Genomic DNA, 23,607 nt, shown 5'->3' on the forward strand with positions numbered 1-23,607 from the left:
TATCTGTCGTATTCGAGCCGGTATGCCGATCTGTTGTTCGAGTTGATCAGCCGGCGCCATGAGCACAAGAGCACGCTGATCACCACGAACAAGTCCTTTGCCGAGTGGGGTGAGGTGTTCCCCAACGCGGCCTGCGTGGTCGCTCTCGTGGACCGCCTGGTTCACCACGCCGAGATTGTGGGCATCAAGGGACAGTCGTACCGCCACAAGGAGGCACAAGAACACGCCCGGGCACGCACGGCCAAGCGCAAGCCTTCAAAGGAGGCGATATGAAACCGTGGCATCCGCCCTCAGGACTGCGCCAAGGGCTGCCCTTCGCGGTGGACGACACCTGGACCCCGGAGCAGGCCTGGGCGGTGTTGGAGTTGCTGGATGATCTGCGCGATCGCGTCTGGACCCATTACGGCCTGGCGGTGCAGGAACTGCTGCGGGAGCAGCGTGTGACGCAAGAACCGTTGGACGACTTTGATCAGGACTTGCCGTTCTGAGCGCCAACGAATCTCCCACGCCAACGACAAGGGCCCCTGACGGGGCCCTTGTCGTTGTTGCATCCAGCACCGAAAGCCGCCGCCGCAATCCGCCACCAGAAATGGACACCAGATTGCGCCACCGTTTACCGCCGCCAGATTTACGCGGATTTAGACCGCCGCTAACACTGTTAAGGCTTGTGTGACACCTACCCATCCGCACAAGCGCTCGAACACCCTCACTGCTGTCGGGCAGGTGTTGCATAAGCCTCGAGGGAGGAAACCGCGGCGAGTGCCACGGTAATTTTCGAGAGCGGTAACTATGGCGATTGCTCTACGCTCGCGCAAACCCAATGGATTCTTCTCACAGTTTGGGTTGATTCTAGTGATGCCTTAATCCGAAGCCATTCGAGTCTGTTCCAGTCCTTCTAGCAGTGCGGATTCGTCGTTCAGACCACCTGCCCCAACCAGCCGTGTGACGATCTCCCGTTCAACCGCCCACTGGTACAAATGCAATGAACGGTAGACAGCGCTTTCACCGATCGTGAACTCAGCCTTGCTGTTTCTGTTGCCCGTGTGAAGAAGGAACAACAGCATCAAGGGTGCAGCAAGGTAGCTCGATCCGTGCTGATCACCCTCGTTTTCTTCTAGCATCCTCAGATCCCTGGCAACGGAGATGAGAAAGTTCTCGGGCAGAGCCGAGGGTACCGCCGCTTGCGCGCTTTTCCCACGAAGGCACTCCGACAGTTGAGCCAGCTGTGTTGGTTCGGTTGGGCGAAGATCGTTCAGGTTCATTGGGGCCTCTGGAGGACTGTGTGCACCACCAATTTTGCACCATAAAAGCGGGTGCATAAAAGAGTGTGTCCCATGACATTCGTCCCATGCGAAAACCACGGGACGAAGCGATTCTCAGCGCCTTGGCCAGCGAGATCAAAAGCCGTCGTCATGGTCTGGGCATCAGCCAAGACGAGCTGGCATTCCGGGCAGATCTGAGCCGGACGTTTGTGGGGAAGATGGAGCTGGCTCAGAGCCAACCTGCCCTAAACGCCGTGTTTCACCTTGCAGAGGCGCTGGAGATTGATCCTGCCGAGTTCATTAAATCGATCTGGACTCGTGTGCAAAAGGAACGCAGGAAATCGGCGTGAAGCCCACTTGGCTGCTCATTGGCGAGGTCAGAAGGTGCTTCGGAGCGCACGCTCGCGACCATCGATCATCAAGGTCGCTTTAAGGCTGGGAGCGGACTTTCAGCCTTCTCGCGCGACCTGCAGCTTCCGTAGGCTGATCATAGTCATTCGCGGTCTATTGTTTGGACGGCAACAACGCCAATACCAAGAGTTACACGCCGTCTGTCCTGAGTGGCGCCTCAGGCCTCGGAACCGGGAGCTCGACTGCACGGCTCGCAGCATAACGGATTGAACGACTACTTCTGCGTGCAACAATAGATGCATGTCGAACCAAAGCTGTCTCGAAGTCCACCAGAAAGAATATCTGAAAACTGACGTTTATTCGGCTGGGTTTCCAACACTGCAGCGTGACCTGAGGAACCACACTACTTATTTCGCCATGGGCTTAAACTTCAGGTTGCTTCGAGTATGTTGCTGAGAATTCAGGAGGAACGTATGGCTAAGATAAGGGTATTCATCAGCTTCGACTATGACAATGATGCCCGACAAAAGGACTTGCTAGTTGGGCAGTCAAAGCACCCCGACACCGACTTTGAATTTGCTGACTGGTCTTCGAAAGAACACCTTACTGGCGACTGGAAGGCAAAGATCAAGGCGAAAATGGCCCAAGTCGACGTGGTTTGCGTCCTATGCGGTAAGCACATGTCTACGGCAACGGGCGTCGCACACGAAGTCGCGATAGCCCAGGAAATCAACAAGCCGTACTTCTTCGTCGCCGCCTACCAGGACGGCTGCACCAAGCCATCGACGGCGAAAGCAAGCGACAAGCTCTACACATGGACTTGGGAGAACCTAACGCTCCTCATCAAAGGCGCTCGCTAAATGGTCTCGCCACAGGTTGATCGAGCCGGCTTGTTCAACGAAATTGCTGAGGGCACGACCTACCCGCACAACGATAAGTGGTACAGCCATCTACTAGATCAATACAAGCTTTATGTCGAAATGGCTGACCGCATCAGCCAGAGGCGCGCTACCGCCAATACCTACTTTCTCAGTCTGAATTCGGCAATTTTGGCTTTTGTTGGGTATCTCTCGGTGAAAGATACTGGCGAGTACAACTGGATGCTTGCCTGCGGTGGAGCGGCTCTTTCATGGCTCTGGCGAACCCTGATCATTTCTTATTCGAATCTCAATACCGCAAAGTTCAAGGTAATTCACCAGATTGAGAAGCGACTCCCCATCAGCCCCTACGAGGCAGAGTGGGACGCAATGGAGCGAGGAACAAACCCGGCTCTGTATAAGCCACTGACTCACATCGAGCGCAATGTGCCACTGGTCTTCATGGCACTGCACATCATTGTCTTTGCGCGGATGTTCCCATGGTGTTGGCTTACTGTCTTACGCGAACCACCTTGGCCAGGTTGTGGCTTCTGAATGAAAGCAGCCCATCCACATACGGACTGCAGAGGGGTTAGCGAAGTAATCGGCCCGCTCGCGCCGCAAATCGTTCCGAAGTCGCTCAAAAAAGTACATATAAATCAATTACTTAGGATGAGCGACTTGAGAGCGCTCACCGCGAGCAACGATGAAGGTACAGACCAAATGCCACACTATGCGCCGAAAGACAACCTCCCTCCGCGGTCCTGCCGCTGGTTCAGTTAAGTACTCAATCTAGTAAGTGACATAGATGCGACACCCCGTCTTCTTCTCGTTCGCTGGCGATGCAATAGCGCTTGTCGAGCGCATCAGGTCCAAGTTTAGGGATGACCTCGTCTACGCCTATACCAGGACAGGTGTCGACGGGGACAGCTTCCCGGCAGAAATCCTATCGGAGCTGCGACAATGTCAGCTATTCGTTGTGTTCTGGAGCGCGGCGTATGTGGCTGGAGATCCGAGGCGTCCATGGTGTCGGCGGGAACTGCTGACCGCCTTGCGGCACCATAAACAGGATAGACTTCAACGGTTCTTGATCATCCAGGCAGACGGGACCCCCCTGGACCAAACGATCACCGATCCTGAAACAGGGCTTGACGTGGATGCACTTGCAGCGTTTCGTCAGGAAGGCCGCGCATTCACTCACCCGGTCCGAGATCGAACGATTGAGCAGCGCCTATCGATGGAGTTGGCGAAGATTGATCAATCGGACCATCCGCTGCTCCCTCGGGCTGAGCTTCAAGAGTTGTTGCGCAAGGCATTGAAAACTGGCGACGTTTATACCAAGGCCCCGATCACGTTCGTCTCCGGCTTTCACGGATCTGGGCGACGCACTCTAGTTCGTCTCATTACGCAAAGCGAGTATCGGCACCTGACGGAATACCCCATCAGTCTGGACAGTGTCGACGGACCCGAGGATTTACTGCAGTTGATCTGGGGCGACGTGTTGCACAAGTCGATAGCCGAGCGGCGAGAAATGATGCAGGATGTTCAGCAGAATCCTTTGGCGTTGCGTAGGTACTACGCTCAACTTGGGATGCTGTTGGCCACCAATCGATGCTTTGTGGTCGTGTCGAAGGACGATTCGACCGACGTAACCGAAGTAATGCCATTTTGGGCCGCGGAGTATCTGGGCTTGATTCGTTCGGCTGTTCAGCCGTTGATCTTCTGCACTATTGGGCGACCGCTTCCAGAGTTCATGGTGCGAGCGATACCAAGCGCAGGCCACATTGCCGTGCCAACACTCGAAGAGAGCGAAAGCACTGAATTAGCTAATCGCGTGATAGCGGCGGTCGATCCTGCGCGAGTGGCTCGGTGGCGTCAGCATATACCGGAGATTATCGCGGGCGGTGCTAACAATGCGAAGCTGATAGTTGACATTGTCAGAGTCGCCGCACGAAGGGCGTCGCTGGATTTCCTCTCGCGCGACATCGCCGTCGAGGTCGAGCGCTTTGACCAGCGCGTACAAGCGGTTGTTCAGTGGGCTTGGCAATCCATATCGGATGACAACGCAGCGATCCAGTTGCTGGATGTGGTAAACCTTCTAGGTGTTGCTCATATCGACGCGTTGAGTGAGATCTTCGGGAATTCACAGGTGAGTATCGGCGACTCGCTATATCGCCTGATGGAGGTAGGCTTGGTAGAGCATCTATCTGAGTCAACCTACAGAGTTCCTCGGGCGCTCGCGAGGAAGCTGAATCTTCACTTCGCGGGTGCGCTGCCGCGTCGTCAGTCCATGGACCTGATCCGGCGCTACGCACGAGCGGTAGAAGTTGGGCGTGACGAAGACTACAGCGCAGTTGTGCTGAACAACCGGTTGCAGGCAAAACTTGCGACAGACACCGATATCGGCGCAGACGACGTCGTTTTCGTAACTGCTGCACTGTTGTTCAAAGCGGGATGGCAGAGATACAGACTTGGCCAAACTAGTTCCGCTCTTCCACTGCTTAGGCGCGCGTTTGGTGCGATCGAGCGTGTGCGAGATGACTCGACGAAGCTCGAGATTGCCAGATACTTCGGTCTGGCAGCGGCGCGCGAGCAATCGGATGACGATGTTGCTTCCGCAGTCCGATACCTAGGTCATGCATCCAATTTTCATTTTCGCTACGAGGCGAAGGTGAAGGCAATGGCGCTCTTTGTTCAGGGCTTTGCCTACAAGTGCAAGTCGCAGTACCAGCTTGCGCTGCCGAAGTATGAACAAGCTCTTGATCAGTTGCCCGGGGAAGGTCGCACTGAACATCAAAGGTCTCAGATGTTGAACGAGGCCGTGCAGTGCATGCTACGCATTGAGCCAACCAATTATGTGCGTGCTTTGGAGTTCGCCAGGTGCTCAGTTGCGTTACGCGAGAATCCGAACAACATCGATGTGCTGCTGCGCGCTCTGCTGGCGAGGACGTACTTTGATCAATCCACCCCCACAGCTGAGGTTTCTCAGAACCTTGCGGACCTCGACCGCTGGGAATCGGTTCTGAAGACTAAGAGTGCAATCGGCGGGCTGAGCTTCTATGCGCGTCGTCGTATTGATCGACTGGAAGCTGAAGCCGTCGATGCTGTGCTTGTGGCCGAACAGGAGTTTCCCAGTCTGGATTTGCGGTCAGTTGTTGCTGTTTGCGATGAGGCATTCCAAGCCTATCAGGATGACGCGCTCCTTTGGAGGAAGTGGGACCTGATGCTACTCAACGAAATAGAGCGCGACTGGAAGGGCCTGCACGCCGAGGCAAGTCAGTACCTCGATCGGGGTGCGCCAAACAAGATAGCTCGGGGAAATGCCGCGCGAATCAAGATTCTTACCTTTGACCTTGCAGACGAAGTCGAAAGGCGTGCCGCCTATGCTGATCTTGAGCGATACCGTTCTGATGGGACGCTGCCACGATCAGTCGTGGGCGACATCAAGCATCATCTCGACCTCAGTGCCGATGGCTCCGGTCGGGTGCTTGGGAAACTTGTGAAGTATGGTGGCCGCAGCTATTGGGAAGACTGATGTCGTACGAGTAGCTCCAAGACGAGCAACATTGTTGGCGGAACGGTATCTCGTGTGAGGGCCAAGGAAGGTTTGCAAAAACCTATTTTTCAGAGATTTTGCGCATGCAATTAATTGATTTATATAGATCAAAAATTTATAAATCAGGGTTTTGCAGAGACTCGGCTTTGTTGCACAACTCAAAATGGAACGAGCTAACCCCAACCCCAACCCCAGACGCAGCTATGCCATGGCGACCACGGGCACCGTTGTTGGGCGCCCGAGTTGCGTAAAGCGGTTGAGCAGCGCTACCCGCACATGCAACTCCGCCACCTGCCGCTCGAACGTGCGTGCCATGACCCGCTCGCCCAGGCGCTTGAAGCAGTGCATCTTGGTTTCCACCAGGCTTCTGCGGTGGTAGCCGCTCCACTTCTTCCATATGGCCCACCCCAGCCGGCTACATGCTTTGAGCGCCTCGTTGCGCACACTCGCCCCCATGAAGGTCGCCTTCCAAGGCTTGCCGTTCTTGCGCGGTGGGACAACCGCCTGCGCGCCTCTGTGGGCAATCGCCGCATGGCACGCCCGGGTGTCGTAGGCCCCGTCTGCGCTGACACTCGCTACCGCTTCGTCGGGCGGTATCTGAGCCAGCAGCTCGGGCAGCATCGGCGCGTCGCCCACACCGTTGTCGGTGACCTCAATGGCCCGAATCTCCAACGTGTGGGCGTCAATGCCCAGGTGCACCTTGCGCCACTGCCGCCGGTACTCGGCCCCGTGTTTTTTGCGCTTCCATTCACCCTCGCCCAGGAACTTGATCCCGGTGCTGTCCACCAGCAAGTCCAGCGCGGTGGTGCTGGCCCAGTAGGGCAGTTGCACCCGCAGCGTCTTCTGGCGCCGGCTTACGGTGCTGTAGTCGGGCACGCTCCAGTCCAGATTCGCCAGGCGCAACAGGCTTTGAACCATACCCAGGCTCTGGCGCAGCGCCAGGCCGAACAGGCACTTGATGCTCAGGCAGAACTGGATGGCTGCCTCGGAGAAGATTCGCTGGCGTCCTCGCTTGCCACTGGCCGGGGCGTACCACCGCATGTCTTTGTTCAGCCAGATCGTCAACGACCCTCGGGCCTTGAGTGCGGCGTTGTACGCGGCCCAGTTGGTGGTCTTGTAGCGAGCCTTGGCGCTCTTGGGTTCGGTCATGGGTGGAGGTTACCAGTACGGTTGGGCAGCTTTGTGCAACAGAGCCCCTCCTATTGGGCCTCAGGTTTGAGGCTCAGAGGTGTCTATCAATTCCGGGGCGATTCACCTGAATCTTCCGCTGGCGCAAGCATGCGGTCCCTACCGCTGGCTCAAACGATAGTTTCGATCAAACGTAGGTTAGAATCTTTGTGTAGTGCCGGGTTAGCTCAGTTGGTAGAGCAACCGCCTTGAAGTGACGAGTGCCCCGTTGGAAATGACGGGAGTAGAACCCCTCAAATTCGGGGAAAGCTAACGCCCTTTGGGCTACGCCAATCCCGAGCCAAGCCCAGTGATGGGAAGGTGTAGAGACTAGACGGGGGGGGCCTAAGGCATTTGCTAGGGCCAAGGGATAGTCCAGACCACAAACGTCAGGCGGCGAAAGTCGAAGTGGTAAGGTAAGCGGTAGGTCGTCTGTTCGAGTCAGACACTCGGCACCATTGATTTTTGAAAAGCAACACTGGCGTTTTACAAACGCAACAGACAATTTGGTTCCCAAGGGGCAGTGAAAAGCAACGGGCCGACCTACATATAACCCCTTGTAAGCGATAGGTCGTCTGTTCGAGTCAGACAAGCGGCACCACAATTTCCCGGCAACGTTTCTGCTATCGAAAGCGGGTAAGCATGGTTTGCGGTCACGCCATTTGGACTTTGATCCGAATCGCGCTGACTTGAACACCGTTTTGCGTCAAAACCTGCTGCATCGCAGGCAGCAGTTGGCGAAGCTTGGTCGATGCTGCAGCACTGGTTACCAAAATGCACCACTCAGTGTCCTGCATGGGGCCTGCCTTGATGTGTTGCCGTAGGGTTGAAGGGATCAAGGGGCGCACTATTTGTAGGCATTGCTGAGATGCGCGTATGCGTTCCTGTAGTGCTGCCAAGCTTGGCGCCTCGCCGACGGCTTGAGCCAAGCTGAGCATGCTGTGAAGTCGTGGGGCGTTGCGCATGCGGTAGGGTCGCTTCGGCAGTGTGCCGGGGTTGTTCGAGAAGGTTAAATTGTGCACATCATTATCACGGACGCTTGGTTGGCCAGAAGTCGGGCCCTTCACCTCAGTGGTTACAAACTGATCGGGGCAGGCCTGCTTGTATCCATCTTGCTCATGCTGGGCTCCGTTGTCACTTACCACGGGGTGTTTCTAGAAGGGGTGCGTCAGGGGTGGCCTGGTTTTGCTTCGGTTGGCCGTATGGTGCATCGGAGCGAACTGGAGACGCAGGAGGTTTTCATGCGGGAAAATCTCGATGCGATGGCACGAAAGCTGGGGGAAATGCAGGCCCGGATGTTGCAGTTGGAGTCGCTGGGTGAGCGAGTGGCTGGGTTGGCTGGTTTGAATCCTGCCGAGTTCAAATCAAACCTTGGTGCTGGCGGTGTTCTGGTGGCAGGAAGGGATCTTTCTGTGTCGGAGTTGATGGTGGCCATGGATCGACTTGATCTTTCCAGCAGTTCACGCGTCGATTGGTTGACTGTGGTCGAATCCCGACTTTTTGACCAGAAGATCCAACGCACCATGGTTCCCACTGAGCAGCCCGTGTCCAATGTGCCTGTGGGTTCTCCGTTTGGATTTCGCATTGATCCGATCACCGGTCGGTCCGCATTGCACACCGGTTTGGATTTTCCAGCAGATACGGGTACTCCCATTCTGGCTGCAGCGGGTGGTGTCGTTGTGGTGCAGGAATACCACCCAGCCTACGGCAATATGGTCGAGGTGGACCATGGCAACCAGTTGATTACCCGCTATGCCCATGCTTCGCGGGTGGATGTGAAAAAAGGTGACATCGTCAAGCGGGGTCAAAAAATTGCCGAGGTGGGTTCAACGGGTCGTTCGACTGGTCCGCACCTTCACTTCGAGGTCTGGGTTTCTGGTGTTCCGCACGACCCCCAGCGGTTCTTGGCTGCCGGCGAGTCGATGGCGACGGCGCAGTTGCAAACAGCCCGTACCCACAAGCCCTGAGACTGGCTTGAAGCCGCAGTTAAAATGTGCGCTTGCTCTTGAAAAACGAACGTTTGGTGGAACCTAACGGCAAGCTGTTGGTGCTTTTTACCACTCACGTTCGAAAGAACCTTCCGATTCCCTTTTGCCTGAACGGCACCCTGCGGGTGTCCGGTGCAGGCCTGTACGTATGGCCACAAACTTCCTTACCAAAATTTTCGGTAGCCGCAACGACCGTTTGCTTAAGACCTACCGCAAGACTGTGGAGCGTATCAATGGTTTGGAAGCGCAGTTTGAAAAGCTCAGCGACGAAGAGTTGAAGGCTCAGACCGATGTTTTTAAGCGCCGAGTGGCCGACGGTGAAGCGCTCGAATCTGTATTGCCCGAGGCTTTTGCTGTGGTGCGCGAGGCCAGCAAGCGCGTCATGAAGATGCGACATTTTGATGTGCAAATGGTGGGCGGATTGGCGTTGCACCATGGCAAGGTGGCCGAAATGCGCACGGGTGAGGGCAAGACACTCACCGCTACGTTGCCGGTTTACTTGAATGCCCTCACCGGCAAAGGTGTGCATGTTGTGACGGTGAACGATTACCTGGCCAGCCGAGATGCGCAGTGGATGGGGCGGCTCTACAACTTTCTGGGTTTGACGGTGGGCATCAACCTGCCGCAGGCACCACGCGAAGAAAAGCAGGCCGCTTACCGTGCTGACATCACTTATGGCACCAACAACGAGTACGGTTTCGACTACCTGCGCGACAACATGGTGTACGAAGCCGCTGACCGCGTGCAGCGGGCGCTGAATTACGCGATCGTTGATGAGGTGGACTCGATCCTGATCGACGAGGCACGTACGCCGTTGATCATCAGTGGCCAGGCTGAAGACCAGACACCTTTGTACCTTGCCATCAACCAGTTGGTTCCGCAGTTGGTGCGGCAAGAAGGTGAAGCCGATCCGCGCACGGGTGAGGGTGTGATCAAGCCCGGCGACTTCACCATGGACGAGAAGGCGCACTCGATTCACATGACCGAGCAAGGCCACGAAAACGCGGAACGGTTGCTCAGCCAGGCGGGTCTGTTGCCTGAGGGCGCTTCGTTGTACGACCCGTCCAACATTGCCTTGCTGCACCACTTGGTGACGTCGCTCAAGGCGCACCACCTATACCACCGCGACCAGCATTACGTCAGCCAGAACGGTGAGATTGTCATCGTGGATGAATTCACGGGGCGCCTCATGTCGGGTCGCCGCTGGAGCGATGGCCTGCACCAGGCTGTGGAGGCCAAAGAGGGGGTGACGATTCAGCCAGAAAACCAGACGCTGGCGTCCATCACCTTCCAGAACTATTTCCGTCTCTACGGCAAGCTCTCCGGCATGACCGGTACGGCCGACACCGAGGCCTACGAATTTCAGGAAATTTATGGCCTGGAAACGGTGGTGATTCCACCGAACCGTCCCAGCTCGCGCACCGATCAGCTTGACCGGGTGTACAAAACGACGAAAGAGAAATACGTCGCAGCGATCGAAGACATTCGCGAATGCCATGAGCGTGGTCAACCGGTGTTGGTAGGCACTTCGTCGATTGAAAACTCTGAAATCATCGCCGCGCTGCTGAAGGCTGAAAATCTCCCCCACGAGGTGCTGAATGCCAAGCAGCATGCCCGCGAGGCAGACATCATCATCCAGGCCGGGCGTCCGGGCGCCATCACCATCGCCACCAACATGGCGGGTCGTGGTACCGATATCGTGTTGGGCGGTAACTTGGAGAAAATGGTCGAAGCGGTGCAGGCCGACATTTCGCTTGACGATGCCACCAAAGCGGCGCGTATTGATGCGGTGCGTCAGCAGTGGACGCTGGACCATGAGAAGGTGCGGGCGCTGGGCGGCTTGCGCATCATTGCGACCGAGCGCCACGAGTCGCGGCGCATTGACAACCAGTTGCGCGGTCGGTCGGGTCGCCAGGGCGATCCGGGTTCGTCGCGTTTCTATCTGAGTCTGGATGACTCGCTCATGCGCATTTTTGCGGGTGATCGTGTGCGCGCCATCATGGACCGCCTGAAGATGCCCGAGGGTGAGGCCATCGAAGCGGGCATTGTGACCCGCAGCATTGAGAGCGCTCAGCGCAAGGTCGAGGCGCGCAACTTCGACATTCGCAAGCAGTTGCTGGAATACGACGATGTGTCCAACGACCAGCGCAAAGTGATCTACCAGCAGCGCAACGACATTCTGGATGCCAGCAGTCTGCGCGCTCAGATCGATTCGCTGCGCGACGGCTGCTTCACCGACCTCGTGCACCAGCATGTGCCCGTAGGCAGCGTGGAAGAGCAGTGGGACCTGCCGGGTCTGGAGCGCAATTTGCGCGAAGAATGGGCTGTGGATGTGTCGATGTCCAGCTGGGTGTCGGATGCCGAGGCGATTGATGTTGACGACATTGTGGAGCGTGTGCTGGTGGCGGCCAAGGAGGTCTTCAACGGCAAGGTCCAGGTGGTCGGTGAAGAGAACTTCACCCAGTTTGAGCGCGTGGTATTGCTGCAGACCATCGATAGCCAGTGGCGTGAGCATCTTTCAGCGCTGGACTACCTGCGCCAGGGCATACACCTGCGGGGCTACGCTCAGAAGCAGCCCAAACAGGAATACAAACGCGAAGCCTTCGTGTTGTTCGGACAACTGCTTGACAGCGTGAAGAACGATGTCTCCCGCATTTTGATGAATGTGCGTGTGCAGTCAGCGGAGCAAATTGCCCAGGCGGCAGAGCAGTTGGGAGAGCGAGCAGAACAGATTGCCAATGTGACTTACACCGCACCCACCGAAACCGGTGAGGTGGAAGTCATCAGCAGCGTCGGGTCTGTGAGTGCTGCCTCGGGTGCTCTGGCAGATGCCGTTCCCCGTGTGGGTCGCAACGACCCCTGCCCTTGCGGTAGCGGCAAAAAATACAAGCATTGCCACGGCAAGCTGGACTGATATTCCGCGGTTGACCCCTTTGGGTCGCCACACGGCAAGCCACGTCTTTTTCACGGAGATCCTATGCCTGTTCAACTCAATACCCCGCTGGCGTCTGACTTGCTGGCAATTCCTGGCGTTCGCATCGGTGTGGCACAGGCGGGTATTCGCAAGGTCCATCGCAAAGACCTGACGGTTTTCCTGCTGGACGAAGGCAGTACGGTGGGTGCCGTGTTTACCCAGAATCGCTACGCTGCCGCACCGGTGCAGGTGTGCCGTGATCACCTGGCCTCGGGAGCCGCCATTCGCGCCCTGGTGATTAACACAGGCAACGCCAATGCAGGAACGGGCGAACCGGGCTTGGCAGCGGCTCGCCAGACATGCACCGCCATGGCGCGCGCACTCGGTTTGGGTCACGAGCAGGTGCTGCCGTTTTCCACAGGTGTGATCATGGAGTCGTTGCCTCTGGATCGGCTCCTTGCGGGTTTGCCCCAGGCGCTTGAGCAGGCCGCTCAGTCGCCCGTGGCTTCCGGTGCGCAATGGCTTTCTGCCGCCGAAGGTGTGATGACCACCGACACGCTGCCCAAGGCCGCCAGCCGCCAGTTCATGCTAGGTGACTCCACGGTGAGAGCCACAGGCATTGCCAAGGGGGCTGGCATGATCCGCCCCAACATGGCCACCATGCTTGGCTTCTTGGCCACCGACGCCCATGTGGCTCCCGAACTGATGAGCACACTGGCTCGTAAGCTGGCCGATGTGTCGTTCAACCGCGTCACGGTGGATGGCGACACGTCCACCAACGACTCGTTTGTGGTGGTCGCCACGGGTCGCGCTGGGCACGCACCGATCACCGATCTCAGCAGCCCCGACGGCCAGGCCTTGCTGGCCGCACTGACGCCGCTGGCGCAGCAGCTAGCGCATGCCATTGTGCGCGACGGTGAGGGTGCTACCAAGTTCATCACCATCCGTGTTGAAGGCGGTCAGACGTCGGCTGAATGCCTTCAGGTTGCCTACGCGGTGGCGCATTCGCCCTTGGTCAAAACCGCATTTTTTGCCAGCGACCCGAACCTGGGCCGCATCCTGGCCGCGGTGGGCTACGCAGGCATTGCCGATCTGGACGCCACAAAAATTGAATTGCACCTGGGAGATGTGCATGTGGTATCCGCCGGGGGCCGGCACCCCGATTACCGCGAGGAAGACGGTCAGCGTGTCATGAAGGACGCCGAGATCGTGGTGCGCATCGGCCTGGGTCGCGGCGAGGTTACTGAAACCGTCTGGACCTGCGATTTCAGCCACGATTACGTCACCATCAACGCCGACTACCGCTCATGAACGCCCATTTCGAGCGCTTGCTGGAGCGTGCCGAGCAGCTGATGGCGCGCATCGAGTCGGTGCTCCCTCAAACCCTGGGGGCACCCGACTGGTCAGCTTCGGTGGCTTTTCGCTACCGCAAGCGCAGCAACGGCCATGGCGTGCTGGAGCCCGTGCGGCATGTCGCGCATATGCGGTTGGCTGACTTGCAGGAAATCGATGGGCAGAAAGAGAAAATCCAACGCAACACTTTGCAGTTTGTGCAGGGGCTGCCTGCCAACAACGTGTTGCTGACAGGTGCCCGTGGTACCGGCAAGTCGTCCCTGGTCAAAGCCTGCTTGAGCGCGTACTCTGCTGAAGGGTTGCGCCTGATCGAAGTGGACAAGGCCGACCTGGTGGACTTGCCCGATATTGTCGATGTGGTGGCAGACCGCCCTGAACGCTTTGTGGTGTTTTGTGACGATCTGAGCTTTGAAGACGGAGAGCCCGGTTACAAAGCGTTGAAGTCGATCCTGGATGGGTCGGTGTCGGCGGCGGGTCAAAACGTGCTGATTTACGCCACCAGCAACCGGCGTCACCTGTTACCGGAATACATGAAGGAAAATCTCAGCTACACACACACCGCAGATGGAGAGGTGCATCCAGGCGAGGTGGTGGAAGAAAAAATATCCCTCTCCGAGCGTTTTGGTCTTTGGGTGAGCTTCTATCCCTTCAGCCAGGACGAGTACCTCACCATCATGGCGCAGTGGCTGGCATCGTTCGGTGTGTCTGCTGAGGCAATCGAGTCGGCTCGCCCCGCCGCGCTGGTCTGGGCTCTTGAAAGAGGTTCACGCAGCGGCCGGGTGGCCTACCAGTTTGCCCGTGATTACGCAGGAACCCATGCTGCGCGTGGTTGAATGGATGCGATGGGTTGTCGACCTCCGCAAGGCTTTTCCATGAACGACCAGGTTTTGGTGGTGGACGCCAGCCACAACCGCACAGACGGACCAGTGCGCCCCGTTATTGAAGTGGCCGTGGGCCTTCTGATCGCGCCCAGTGGTGAGTTTTTGCTGACCTCCCGACCTCAAGGCAAGGTGTATTCGGGCTACTGGGAGTTTCCTGGCGGCAAACTGGAAGCGGGTGAATCGATTGAGCAGGCTTTGCGGCGCGAATTGCAGGAAGAAATCGGCGTACATATAGGCGCGATCCACACCTGGAAAGAGAAGCTGGTGGACTATCCGCATGCGCTTGTTCGTCTGCACTTTTGCAAGGTGTTCGAGTGGACCGGAGTACTGCAGATGCGCGAAGGGCAGAGGTTTACTTGGGAGCGACTGCCAGTCCGTTGTGCTCCTGTGTTACCGGGCACCGTGCCCGTGCTGGAATGGTTGACTGCAGAACAAGCGGGTTGACATGCGATGGACGAAAGGTGCCACGAGTCAGCTCTGATCAAATGCAGGATCGCTGTTTTCCAGGGTTTCAGGCAATTTGAAGGTTTCGTTGGCCCAGGCACCCAAGTCCAGATTTTTGCAACGCTGGCTACAAAATGGCCGGTACGGATTGCTAGCCGCATAGACGCTGGTGCCAGCACAGGCTGGGCAGCGGACAACTTTGACCTGCACTTCGACGGAGCTGTTGGTCATGGCAAACCTCAAGCACAGAGTGTGAGTTCAAAAGCCGTATCTTCCCGTGCGGGATGCAGCCGATCGTCCGTGCCTTGGCGCATCAAACGAACCGATACCATCAACCTGTTGCCACTGATCTCGGGAATCAGACCTGCCGCTGAGTCTATGCGCAAGCGCAGCAACTGAAAGGTGCGTCCCTGAGGTAGGTTTTGTTGGAACTGCCCCCCTAAGGCAACCACTTTTTGTGCAGAGCCTGAGTCACGCAGCATTTTGATCAGCAAGCCGATCGATGCCGCCAGTGGTTCCAGTGAGGCTGTCCAGCGCAGCAAATCGGCACGGCGCTGTTCCTCGCTGTGATGTTGCCAGTCGAAGTACGCTGGAAGATCGAATTCGCATGTTCCGCCGGGAATACCAACGCGGCTGCGTATGCTCATAAGCCAATCGTTTTCGGTCAGCGTTTGGCCAGTTTTTCCGCTCAGCTGATTCAACTGAATGAAGCAGTTATCGAGCTGGGCTATCACGCCATCCAGCACCTGCTCTGAAATGGCTGGATTGCCACGGTAGCTGTTGAGTTGAAGCTTCTGTCGGTCGATATCCTTGAGAACATCCGATTTCATGTCGGCTCGAGAGGCCACATCCATAATTTCAAAAATCGTTTGAATTGCGTAGTGGTGATCCAACGGGTGGCTGCGTTGCCTCAGCTCGGCCAGACGCCGGAAGAGCTGTTCAAGCCTCAAATAGGTGCGGATGCGCTCGTTGAATGGGTATTCGTACAGGATCACAGTGGCTGGGCTTCGTTGAGAAGGGGCCAAGAGGCCAGATCGAACAAGACTTTCATCATAGCCCGAACCGATGGGCCAAAACTTTTACGGAATGCTGCAAGGGTACGATCTCGTCCATGTCGTTGAAAAGCACAAAGTCTGCCGCGGCAAGGCGCTGTTCGCGCGAGCTTTGACTGCGTATCACAGCGTCGATGGTGGCGGGATCCCATGCATTGCGTTGCCTGACCCTGCGCATTTGCGTTGCGTGTGAACAATCGACCACCACGATGCGATCCAACTGATGACGCCAATGAGAAGATTCGACCAGCAGTGGTATGTCGAAAACCAAACAGGATGCTCTGGACGTGGCGGCCAGGCGCTGGATTTCTGCACCAACCAGGGGGTGGATAATGTTTTCGAGGGTGTGCCTTGCGCTGGGTTGGGCAAATACATGGTCACGCATACGTTGGCGATCGAGACCGCCGTCGTCACCCACAAAGTCAGTTCCGAACGTGTTGACAATCGCAGGCATGGCGCTACCTCCACAGAGAGTGCATGCACGAGAGATGGCGTCAGCATCAATGACAAATGCACCGCGCTGCTGGAGTAAGGTGGCGACGGTGCTTTTGCCGCTGCCAATACCACCCGTGAGCCCAAGCCGAAGGGCAGGATGTGCACTTGTAACCAGTTTCACAGCCCAATAAAGGCCAGAATGGCAGTAGGGCCAAAAATCATGGCGGTTAGGCCTGCGATAGCCAGAAAAGGACCGAACGGTACATAGCCTCCTTCGCGCAGTTGTCCCATGAACTTGATCGCGATACCCATCACGGCACCGATGACCGATGCCATGAGGATGACTGGGATCAGCGCTTGCCAGCCAAACCATGCGCCAAACGCTGCAAAGAGCTTGAAGTCACCGTAGCCCATGCCTTCTTTGCCTGTGACCAGTTTGAAGGCCCAGTAGACCAGCCACAGCGACATGTATCCAGCCACCGCACCCCAGACCGCATGAGGAAGATCTGTGTCGATCAGTCCCAAACCGGCCGCACACAGACCCGCCCAAAGCAATGGCAACGTGATGTCGTCTGGTAACAGCGTGGTGTCCCAGTCAATGCAGGCCAGCGTGATGACAGAAGCAGAGAAAACACACCAAGCCAGAGCTTCCCACGTCGCTCCCCATTTCCAGCCACACCAGGCAAACAGCGCACCGCACAGCAATTCCACCAATGGGTAGCGCAGGCTGATGGATGCAGTGCAGTGACTGCATCGCCCTCTGAGAACGATGTAGCTGATTATGGGAATGTTTTCAAACCAGCGAATAGGATGTCCACACTGTGGACACCTGGACCGAGGCACCATCAGGTTGAACGTGGCAGGCTCAGGCAATGCTTCATCCGCAGCCCTTTCATGGGGGCGGTGAAGTTCAGCACACTCAGCTGCCCAACGCATTTCCATCATTTTGGGCAGGCGGTGAATCACCACGTTCAGGAAGCTGCCAACCAGCAAGCCCAGCAAGCCCAGCAAAAAAACGTCTGACATGTTGAGAGCTTGCATCAGACCACCGCACCCAATTTGAAGATGGGGAGGTACATCGACACCACGATGCCGCCGATAATGCTGCCCAGCAAGACAATGATGATTGGCTCCATGAGGCTGGACAGGCCGGCCACCATGTCATCTACCTCGGCCTCGTAAAAGTCGGCCGCTTTGCCCAGCATGTGATCAATCGAACCGGATTCTTCGCCAATAGAACACATTTGCAGCACCATGGAAGGGAAGATGTTGGCGTTGGTCATTGCGTCTGTAAGGCTGGTGCCGGTGGATACTTCTTGCTGAATTTTCTCGGTGGCCAGCGCGTAGACCGAATTGCCGGACGCGCCGCCTACCGAGTCCAACGCTTCTACCAACGGAACGCCTGCCGCAAACATGGTGGAGAGCGTTCGGGTCCAGCGGGCAATGACGGATTTTTCGACCAGGGCGCCGAAAACAGGCATTTTGAGCATGAGGCGGTCCATCACCCTCTGGACTTTTTCATTGCGCTTCCAAGCCTGCATAAAAAAGTAGATGCCCCCCCCCAGTCCACCGAAGATCAGCCACCAGTAGGCCGTGAAAAATTCGCTGATGGCGATCACGAAAAGTGTGGGCGCAGGGAGGTCTGCACCGAATGAGGTGAACACCTCTTTGAAAGACGGAATCACAAAAATCATGATCACGGCCACAACCACGAAGGCGACGATGACCACCGAAATGGGATACATCAGGGCCGACTTGATCTTGGATTTGATGGCTTCGGTCTTCTCCATATAGACCGCCAATCGATCCAACAACTCTTCAAGAATACCGGCAGATTCACCCGCTTCGACCAGATTGCAGTAAAGATTGTCGAAGTAGAGTGGGTTTTTGCGGAACGCGGCGCTCAGCGAAGTACCCGTTTCAACATTGGTCCGGATGTCGTTCAAGAGCTTGGTCACGCTGGGATTGGGGTTGCCACGACCCACAATGTCGAAGGCTTGTAGCAAAGGCACGCCCGCTTTCATCATGGTAGCCAGCTGACGCGTGAAAATGGCAATGTCTTTGGGCTTGATGCGCTTGCCCGATGCCATACGCCTTTTTTTTAATTTGCTGGGAACGATGCCTTGGCGGCGCAGGGCCGCAAGCACTTGGTTCTCTCCCCCCGCACGCGTCTCGCCGCGAACGGTTTTGCCATTGCGGTCTTTGCCTTCCCATTCGAAAACAAATTCTTTGATGCTTTTTGATGCAGCGGTTGCCATGTGGTCCTCGGGGTCGTGTGTCTAGCACGGCATCATTCGTTGGTGACGCTGAGCACTTCTTCCAGTGAAGTCATGCCCTGTCTGACCTTGAGCAAGCCAGATTCACGCAGTGTGCGAACACCTTCCTTGCTGGCCTGCTGGGCAATGTCTAGGGCACCGCCACCCCGTAGGATGATGCGTTGAATTTCTTCCGAAATCGGCATCACTTGGTAGATACCAACACGGCCCTTATAGCCATTGTTACAGGCTGAGCAACCCACCGGTTTGTAGGGCGTCCACGTTCCATCAAGGTCATCGCTTTTGTACCCCGCATCGATCAAGGCCTTCCGTGGTACGTCCAGGGGGGTCTTGCAATTCGGACACAAGCGCCTGGCCAAACGTTGAGCTGTGATCAAGATTACACTGGATGCAATGTTGAATGGGGCAATTCCCATGTTGATCATTCGGGTGAGCGTGGTAGGCGCATCGTTGGTGTGCAGCGTAGACAGCACCATGTGACCCGTTTGTGCAGCCTTGATCGAAATGTCTGCAGTCTCCAGATCGCGAATTTCGCCCACCATGATCACATCGGGATCCTGACGCAGAAAAGCTTTGAGCGCTGCAGCAAAGGTTAGCCCAGCCCTTTCGTTGACGTTGACTTGGTTCACTCCAGGCAAGTTGATCTCCGATGGATCTTCTGCCGTTGAGATGTTGATGCCAGGCTGGTTCAGGAGGTTGAGACAGGTGTAGAGCGAGACGGTTTTGCCTGAGCCGGTCGGTCCTGTGACCAGTACCATGCCGTAGGGTCGCGCGATGGCGGTCATCAGGCGCTCTTTCTCCTCAGGCTCGTAGCCCAAAGCCTCAATACCCAGCTTGGCACTGCTTGGATCCAAGATACGGATCACAATCTTTTCACCAAACAGCGTAGGCAACGTACTGACGCGGAAGTCGATCACCCTATCCGGGCCGATCTTGAGCTTCATCCGTCCGTCTTGCGGCACCCGCTTTTCGGAGATATCCATGCGAGAAATCACCTTGATACGGGAAGCCAGTTTGTCCTTGATGGCAATCGGTGGCGATGCGATTTCGCGCAGCTCGCCATCTACACGAAACCGCACGCGGTAAGTGTGTTCATAAGGCTCAAAGTGCAAATCAGATGCTCGCATGTTGAAGGCATCAATCAGCATTTTGTGCAGAAACTTGACCACCGGCGCGTCATCTACTTCGGATGCTTTGTCCGTTGTATCCGCGACCACAGCCTCTGAGACAACGTCATCGAATTCGAAATCGCCACCGATGATGTTGTCCATCGCCTCGTTGGCACTGGTGGTCTGGGTGTCAACCAGCTTGCTGAGCTTGTCGTACTCTGCAATGATCCAGTCCACTCCCATCTGGGTCGCAAACTTGATTTTCTCCGCGGCTTGTTGGTCTGCTGGATCGGCTGTCGCCACCAAGAGGCGGTTGTTGCGCTTGCTTAGAACAACGATGCGGTAATCCGCGCAAATTTTGCTGTCGAGCAGATTTTTGGGTAAGCGTTCCCGGTCAATAGCATCAAGATCCAGCAGTGGTGCTGCGTAAGCCGTCGACATTGTGTGTGCCATGTCAGCGGCAGAAACAGCACCTGAATCTGCCAGTACAGCAATGAAACTTGTACGATTGGCCTGTGCTTTTTTGTATAAATCCTCGGCCGCCTTTTGCCCCAGCTTGCCAGCCGCCACGAGTGCTCGCCCAAGCCCTGGCAATGCCACAGGGGAGCTGTCTTGTACAACGGGATCTATAGATGCCATAACTGCGTAATCTAACGTAAATCAACAACTTGCATGTGGTTATTCAGGCGATTTATGTCGAAAACGCAAGGGTACGTGGGTTGGGTGCTGTGTGAAAAAAACGAAAACCCATTGCAGTGCGTTGCGCCCCGCCGAGGTGTTGGCGAGGGCTGCACAAAACGAGATGGATATGGTCGGGGTGAGAGGATTCGAACCTCCGGCCTCTACGTCCCGAACGTAGCGCTCTACCTGGCTAAGCTACACCCCGATCTACTGCTTCAAGCGCCGCACATCGTGCGGTTTCCAAGCTTGGATATGACTACGAGCGCCTGCTCATAAGCTCGTTAGCCAATTGTAGCAAAGCAGCACTGTATGCATTGACGGGAAGCCGCAAGGCTGCGTCTGCTGCACGCTGTGCTTCAGCCATCGCACTGGCTCTTGCCTGCTCCAGTGCTCCTGTTTCCAAGATAATGGACAAAATGTCGTCTAGGTGGGCTGCGTCACCTTGTTCAATGGCATTGCGAATCAGTTTTTTTTGGGGCTCTGACCCGGTTTTGAGCGCGCAGATAATTGGCAGTGTGACTTTTCCTTCACGCAGATCGTCACCCAAGTTTTTCCCCAGCTCGTCGGCCTTACCCTCGTAGTCCAGAACATCGTCAATCACCTGAAATGCAGTACCCAGCGCCTGGCCGTAGGTGGCGCAGATGGTCTCTGTTTGGATGTCGGCAGCGACCAAAATGGGCGCAAGCCGCGCGCTGGCTTCAAACAGCTTTGCGGTTTTGGAACGGATCACACGCAGGTAATCCGTCTCGGTGAGCGTGGCATCGCGCATATTCATCAACTGCAGTACTTCACCCTCTGCGATCACGTTGGTTGCATCCGACAGCACCTGCATCACGCGCATGTTGTCCACGTCCACCATCATCTGGAAGGCCCGCGAATACAAAAAGTCACCCACGAGCACGCTGGCGGCATTGCCAAAGCGCTCATTTGCGGTTTCTCGTCCGCGGCGCAGCGTCGACTCGTCCACCACATCGTCGTGCAGAAGCGTTGCGGTGTGAATGAATTCCACGACCGCTGCCAGGGTGTGGCGGTGGTCATTGTGGCTGCCCAGTGCGCCACTCATGAGCAATAGAAGGGCCGGGCGTAGCCGTTTGCCTCCTGCTGAGATGATGTATTGCGCGACCTCACGCACCAAGGGTACTTCTGTGGCTAGGCGCTCGCTGATCACGTGGTCAACCCGCTGCATATCGGGCTGGATGAGGCCCAGAGGGTTGTCTTGATGGCTTGAAAGAGTGGTCAAGGTGGGTGTACGACAGGTGGGCTTTTTGGTAAGCAGTCTTTTGATTATAGAAACGGGTGCCGCTCGCCTCGTACGTGGGAGGCTGCAGAAACTGCGCAACTTCAAGCGGTGCAGCGAGTTTTGTAGCTGGATTGACCTGTTCGCTAACCCTTGCTATAATCCCAAGTTCGGTAGAATTTGGTCCGCCGAGTATCCATTCGTGGATTTTTACAAGAGGTTCATATGTACGCGGTCATAAAAACCGGCGGCAAACAGTATCGTGTTGCTGCTGGCGAAAAAATTAAAGTAGAACAGATTGCTGCGGATGTGGGTCAAGAGATTGTGTTTGATCAGGTTCTGGCTGTCGGTAACGGCAGCGAGATCAAGGTCGGCACTCCCTTGGTTTCCGGCGCAACGGTCACAGTCACGGTTTTGTCGCATGGCAGGCACGACAAGGTGCATATCTTCAAGATGCGCCGTCGCAAGCACTACCAAAAGCGCCAAGGGCACCGTCAAAATTTCACCGAACTGCAGATTTCGTCAATCGCAGCCTGAGGAGTAAGTCAACATGGCACAGAAAAAAGGCGGCGGCTCAACGCGAAACGGGCGCGATTCCAAGCCCAAGATGCTCGGCGTGAAAGCGTTTGGCGGTGAAGTGGTCAGTGCGGGTTCGATCATCGTTCGCCAACGTGGGACCAAGTTCCACCCCGGCACGAATGTGGGTCTGGGCAAAGATCACACTATTTTTGCCACGGTTGATGGCCGTGTCAGCTTCGCCATCAAAGGTGAGTTGAACCGCCAGACGGTCAGCATCACGCCTTTGTGATGAGGCTTGCCGGTGTGGTTGCCGGGTTTGCAAAACCTCGCAGTCTGTCGGCGTTGGTGATGTCCTGAATACAAAAGGCCCGCCTGTGCGGGCTTTTTGTATTGGTCATGGTTGTGTGTTGTTCCCAGGAAGAAATGTCATGAAATTTGTGGACGAAGCTACGATCGATGTCGCTGCGGGCGATGGCGGCAACGGCTGCGCATCGTTCCGGCATGAAAAGTACAAGGAATTTGGTGGCCCCGATGGGGGAGATGGCGGCCGCGGCGGCAATATCTACGCGGTGGCAGATGCCAGCCTGAACACGCTGGTTGACTTCCGTTACACGCGCCGGTTTGAAGCACACCGGGGCGAGCACGGCAAAGGCTCTGACATGTTTGGTGTCAAGGGTGACGATATTGTGCTCAAGATGCCTGTGGGCACGATCATTGCCGACGCCGAGACCGGCGAGGTGTTGCACGAGCTGCTGCAACCGGGTGAGCAGGTGACAATCGCCAAGGGAGGTGACGGTGGCTTCGGCAATATGCACTACAAGAGTTCTACCAACCGTGCGCCGCGTCAGAAAACAATGGGCTGGACTGGTGAGCGGCGCACGCTTAAGCTGGAACTGAAGGTTCTGGCCGATGTGGGGCTGCTGGGCATGCCCAATGCGGGCAAATCCACCCTGATCTCTGCGATCTCCAACGCCCGCCCGAAAATTGCCGACTATCCCTTCACCACCCTGCATCCCAATCTAGGTGTGGTGCGCGTGGGGCCTGAGAAAAGCTTTGTGGTGGCGGATGTGCCTGGCTTGATCGAAGGTGCCTCGGAAGGTGCAGGCCTGGGTCACCAGTTCCTGCGCCACTTGCAGCGTACCCGCTTGCTGCTGCATCTTGTGGATGTGGCTCCTTTTGACGAGGGCGTTGACCCGGTCGTGCAAGCCAAGGCGATCGTGGCTGAACTCAAGAAGTTCGATCAGTCGCTGTATGACAAGCCACGCTGGCTGGTGCTGAACAAGCTGGACATGGTGCCAACCGACGAGCGCGAGGCTCGGGTGAAGGACATTGTGAAGCGCTTGAAGTACAAGGGGCCGGTGTTCGAGATCTCCGCGTTAACGCGCGAGGGTTGCGAGTTGCTGGTGCAAAAGGTGTACCAGCACATCGCGCAGGTGCACAAGTCTCAGCAACCGGTTGAGGTCGACCCCCGCTTTGCTGTGGCACCCGACGCGAACTGATTTCCCCTTGGTAGTTTTTCCTGTTG

At 56.5% G+C, this 23,607-nt stretch carries 24 protein-coding genes and 1 tRNA gene; 14 read left to right on the forward strand and 11 right to left on the reverse strand.

Annotated features, from left to right (window positions below):
• Together Q7J58_RS18100 and Q7J58_RS18105 are read left to right on the forward strand one after the other, a co-directional pair.
• On the forward strand, positions 1 to 273 hold a 273-nt coding region (locus Q7J58_RS18100; RefSeq protein ID WP_304830991.1), incomplete at its 5' end, for an ATP-binding protein.
• Positions 270 to 488, forward strand: a complete 219-nt coding sequence (locus tag Q7J58_RS18105; RefSeq protein WP_304830993.1) for a hypothetical protein — start codon at positions 270 to 272, stop codon at positions 486 to 488. The genes Q7J58_RS18100 and Q7J58_RS18105, both read left to right, overlap by 4 nt.
• Before the next feature lie 372 nt (positions 489 to 860).
• Here the strand turns inward: Q7J58_RS18105 and Q7J58_RS18110 are convergent, their stop codons facing one another.
• The gene (locus Q7J58_RS18110; RefSeq protein WP_304830995.1) at positions 861 to 1,262 is read right to left on the reverse strand and encodes a hypothetical protein; all 402 of its coding nucleotides are present in this window, start codon (positions 1,260 to 1,262) and stop codon (positions 861 to 863) included.
• Positions 1,263 to 1,348: 86 nt separating this feature from the next.
• Here Q7J58_RS18110 and Q7J58_RS18115 point away from each other — a divergent pair, with 86 nt between their 5' ends.
• From Q7J58_RS18115 to Q7J58_RS18130, 4 genes are all read left to right on the forward strand, one after another.
• Positions 1,349 to 1,612: a helix-turn-helix transcriptional regulator gene (locus tag Q7J58_RS18115; RefSeq protein ID WP_304830997.1), complete on the forward strand. Its 264-nt coding sequence runs from the start codon at positions 1,349 to 1,351 to the stop codon at positions 1,610 to 1,612.
• A 474-nt stretch (positions 1,613 to 2,086) separates the two neighbouring features.
• Positions 2,087 to 2,473, forward strand: coding sequence for a TIR domain-containing protein (locus Q7J58_RS18120; protein WP_304830999.1), 387 nt, complete (start codon positions 2,087 to 2,089; stop codon positions 2,471 to 2,473).
• Between the two features lie 30 nt (positions 2,474 to 2,503).
• A complete protein-coding gene (locus Q7J58_RS18125) occupies positions 2,504 to 3,025 on the forward strand; it encodes a hypothetical protein (RefSeq protein ID WP_304831001.1) in 522 nt (173 codons plus the stop codon).
• A 253-nt stretch (positions 3,026 to 3,278) separates the two neighbouring features.
• Complete coding sequence (locus Q7J58_RS18130) at positions 3,279 to 6,005, forward strand: toll/interleukin-1 receptor domain-containing protein (protein WP_304831003.1); 2,727 nt, start codon at positions 3,279 to 3,281, stop codon at positions 6,003 to 6,005.
• A gap of 222 nt (positions 6,006 to 6,227) precedes the next feature.
• Here Q7J58_RS18130 and Q7J58_RS18135 read toward each other — a convergent pair whose 3' ends face one another.
• On the reverse strand, positions 6,228 to 7,175 hold the full coding sequence (locus Q7J58_RS18135; RefSeq protein ID WP_304831005.1) for an IS5 family transposase: 948 nt from the start codon (positions 7,173 to 7,175) through the stop codon (positions 6,228 to 6,230).
• Positions 7,176 to 7,846: 671 nt separating this feature from the next.
• Positions 7,847 to 8,338, reverse strand: coding sequence for a DciA family protein (locus Q7J58_RS18140; RefSeq protein ID WP_304831007.1), 492 nt, complete (start codon positions 8,336 to 8,338; stop codon positions 7,847 to 7,849).
• Between Q7J58_RS18140 and Q7J58_RS18145 the strand changes: the two genes are divergently transcribed.
• The 5 genes from Q7J58_RS18145 (at position 8,219) to Q7J58_RS18165 (ending at position 14,773) form a co-directional block, all read left to right on the forward strand.
• Positions 8,219 to 9,160 (forward strand): M23 family metallopeptidase, encoded by a 942-nt coding sequence (locus Q7J58_RS18145; RefSeq protein ID WP_304831047.1) that lies wholly within the window; start codon positions 8,219 to 8,221, stop codon positions 9,158 to 9,160. The two genes, Q7J58_RS18140 and Q7J58_RS18145, sit on opposite strands and share 120 nt — an antisense overlap.
• 169 nt (positions 9,161 to 9,329) lie before the next feature.
• Positions 9,330 to 12,095, forward strand: coding sequence for a preprotein translocase subunit SecA (gene secA / locus Q7J58_RS18150; RefSeq protein WP_304831009.1), 2,766 nt, complete (start codon positions 9,330 to 9,332; stop codon positions 12,093 to 12,095).
• Between the two features lie 63 nt (positions 12,096 to 12,158).
• On the forward strand, positions 12,159 to 13,406 hold the full coding sequence (gene argJ / locus Q7J58_RS18155) for a bifunctional glutamate N-acetyltransferase/amino-acid acetyltransferase ArgJ (protein WP_304831011.1): 1,248 nt from the start codon (positions 12,159 to 12,161) through the stop codon (positions 13,404 to 13,406).
• On the forward strand, positions 13,403 to 14,281 hold the full coding sequence (locus tag Q7J58_RS18160) for an ATP-binding protein (RefSeq protein WP_304831013.1): 879 nt from the start codon (positions 13,403 to 13,405) through the stop codon (positions 14,279 to 14,281). Before argJ ends, Q7J58_RS18160 begins: the two co-directional genes overlap by 4 nt.
• Positions 14,282 to 14,320: 39 nt before the next feature.
• Positions 14,321 to 14,773: an NUDIX domain-containing protein gene (locus Q7J58_RS18165; protein WP_304831015.1), complete on the forward strand. Its 453-nt coding sequence runs from the start codon at positions 14,321 to 14,323 to the stop codon at positions 14,771 to 14,773.
• A gap of 27 nt (positions 14,774 to 14,800) precedes the next feature.
• On the opposite strand, the gene Q7J58_RS18170 is transcribed toward Q7J58_RS18165, so the two are convergent.
• The 8 genes from Q7J58_RS18170 to Q7J58_RS18205 form a co-directional block, all read right to left on the reverse strand.
• The gene (locus Q7J58_RS18170) at positions 14,801 to 15,004 is read right to left on the reverse strand and encodes a DNA gyrase inhibitor YacG (protein ID WP_304831017.1); all 204 of its coding nucleotides are present in this window, start codon (positions 15,002 to 15,004) and stop codon (positions 14,801 to 14,803) included.
• 8 nt (positions 15,005 to 15,012) lie between these two features.
• Positions 15,013 to 15,768: a cell division protein ZapD gene (gene zapD / locus Q7J58_RS18175; RefSeq protein ID WP_304831019.1), complete on the reverse strand. Its 756-nt coding sequence runs from the start codon at positions 15,766 to 15,768 to the stop codon at positions 15,013 to 15,015.
• Positions 15,769 to 15,823: 55 nt separating this feature from the next.
• Positions 15,824 to 16,441: a dephospho-CoA kinase gene (gene coaE, locus Q7J58_RS18180; RefSeq protein ID WP_304831022.1), complete on the reverse strand. Its 618-nt coding sequence runs from the start codon at positions 16,439 to 16,441 to the stop codon at positions 15,824 to 15,826.
• Complete coding sequence (locus Q7J58_RS18185) at positions 16,438 to 17,301, reverse strand: A24 family peptidase (RefSeq protein WP_304831024.1); 864 nt, start codon at positions 17,299 to 17,301, stop codon at positions 16,438 to 16,440. Before Q7J58_RS18185 ends, coaE begins: the two co-directional genes overlap by 4 nt.
• Entirely contained in the window at positions 17,301 to 18,518 is a 1,218-nt protein-coding gene (locus Q7J58_RS18190; protein ID WP_304831025.1) for a type II secretion system F family protein, read from the reverse strand. Before Q7J58_RS18190 ends, Q7J58_RS18185 begins: the two co-directional genes overlap by 1 nt.
• A 32-nt stretch (positions 18,519 to 18,550) precedes the next feature.
• A complete protein-coding gene (pilB, locus tag Q7J58_RS18195; protein ID WP_304831027.1) occupies positions 18,551 to 20,284 on the reverse strand; it encodes a type IV-A pilus assembly ATPase PilB in 1,734 nt (577 codons plus the stop codon).
• Positions 20,285 to 20,454: 170 nt separating this feature from the next.
• Positions 20,455 to 20,531: transfer RNA gene (locus Q7J58_RS18200), tRNA-Pro, on the reverse strand.
• A 51-nt stretch (positions 20,532 to 20,582) separates the two neighbouring features.
• Entirely contained in the window at positions 20,583 to 21,512 is a 930-nt protein-coding gene (locus Q7J58_RS18205; protein WP_304831048.1) for a polyprenyl synthetase family protein, read from the reverse strand.
• A 276-nt stretch (positions 21,513 to 21,788) separates the two neighbouring features.
• Here Q7J58_RS18205 and rplU point away from each other — a divergent pair, with 276 nt between their 5' ends.
• From rplU to obgE, 3 genes are all read left to right on the forward strand, one after another.
• Positions 21,789 to 22,100 carry a 50S ribosomal protein L21 gene (gene rplU / locus Q7J58_RS18210; protein WP_304831029.1) on the forward strand — a complete coding sequence of 104 codons (312 nt, stop codon included), beginning with the start codon at positions 21,789 to 21,791 and terminating at the stop codon, positions 22,098 to 22,100.
• Between the two features lie 13 nt (positions 22,101 to 22,113).
• The gene (gene rpmA, locus Q7J58_RS18215) at positions 22,114 to 22,371 is read left to right on the forward strand and encodes a 50S ribosomal protein L27 (RefSeq protein ID WP_304831031.1); all 258 of its coding nucleotides are present in this window, start codon (positions 22,114 to 22,116) and stop codon (positions 22,369 to 22,371) included.
• A 139-nt stretch (positions 22,372 to 22,510) separates the two neighbouring features.
• Positions 22,511 to 23,581: a GTPase ObgE gene (gene obgE, locus Q7J58_RS18220; RefSeq protein ID WP_304831033.1), complete on the forward strand. Its 1,071-nt coding sequence runs from the start codon at positions 22,511 to 22,513 to the stop codon at positions 23,579 to 23,581.
• The last annotated feature ends 26 nt before the right edge of the window (positions 23,582 to 23,607 follow it).

Origin of the sequence: Hydrogenophaga sp., assembly GCF_030656115.1 — a bacterium.
In the GTDB taxonomy this organism is placed as follows: domain Bacteria; phylum Pseudomonadota; class Gammaproteobacteria; order Burkholderiales; family Burkholderiaceae_C; genus Hydrogenophaga.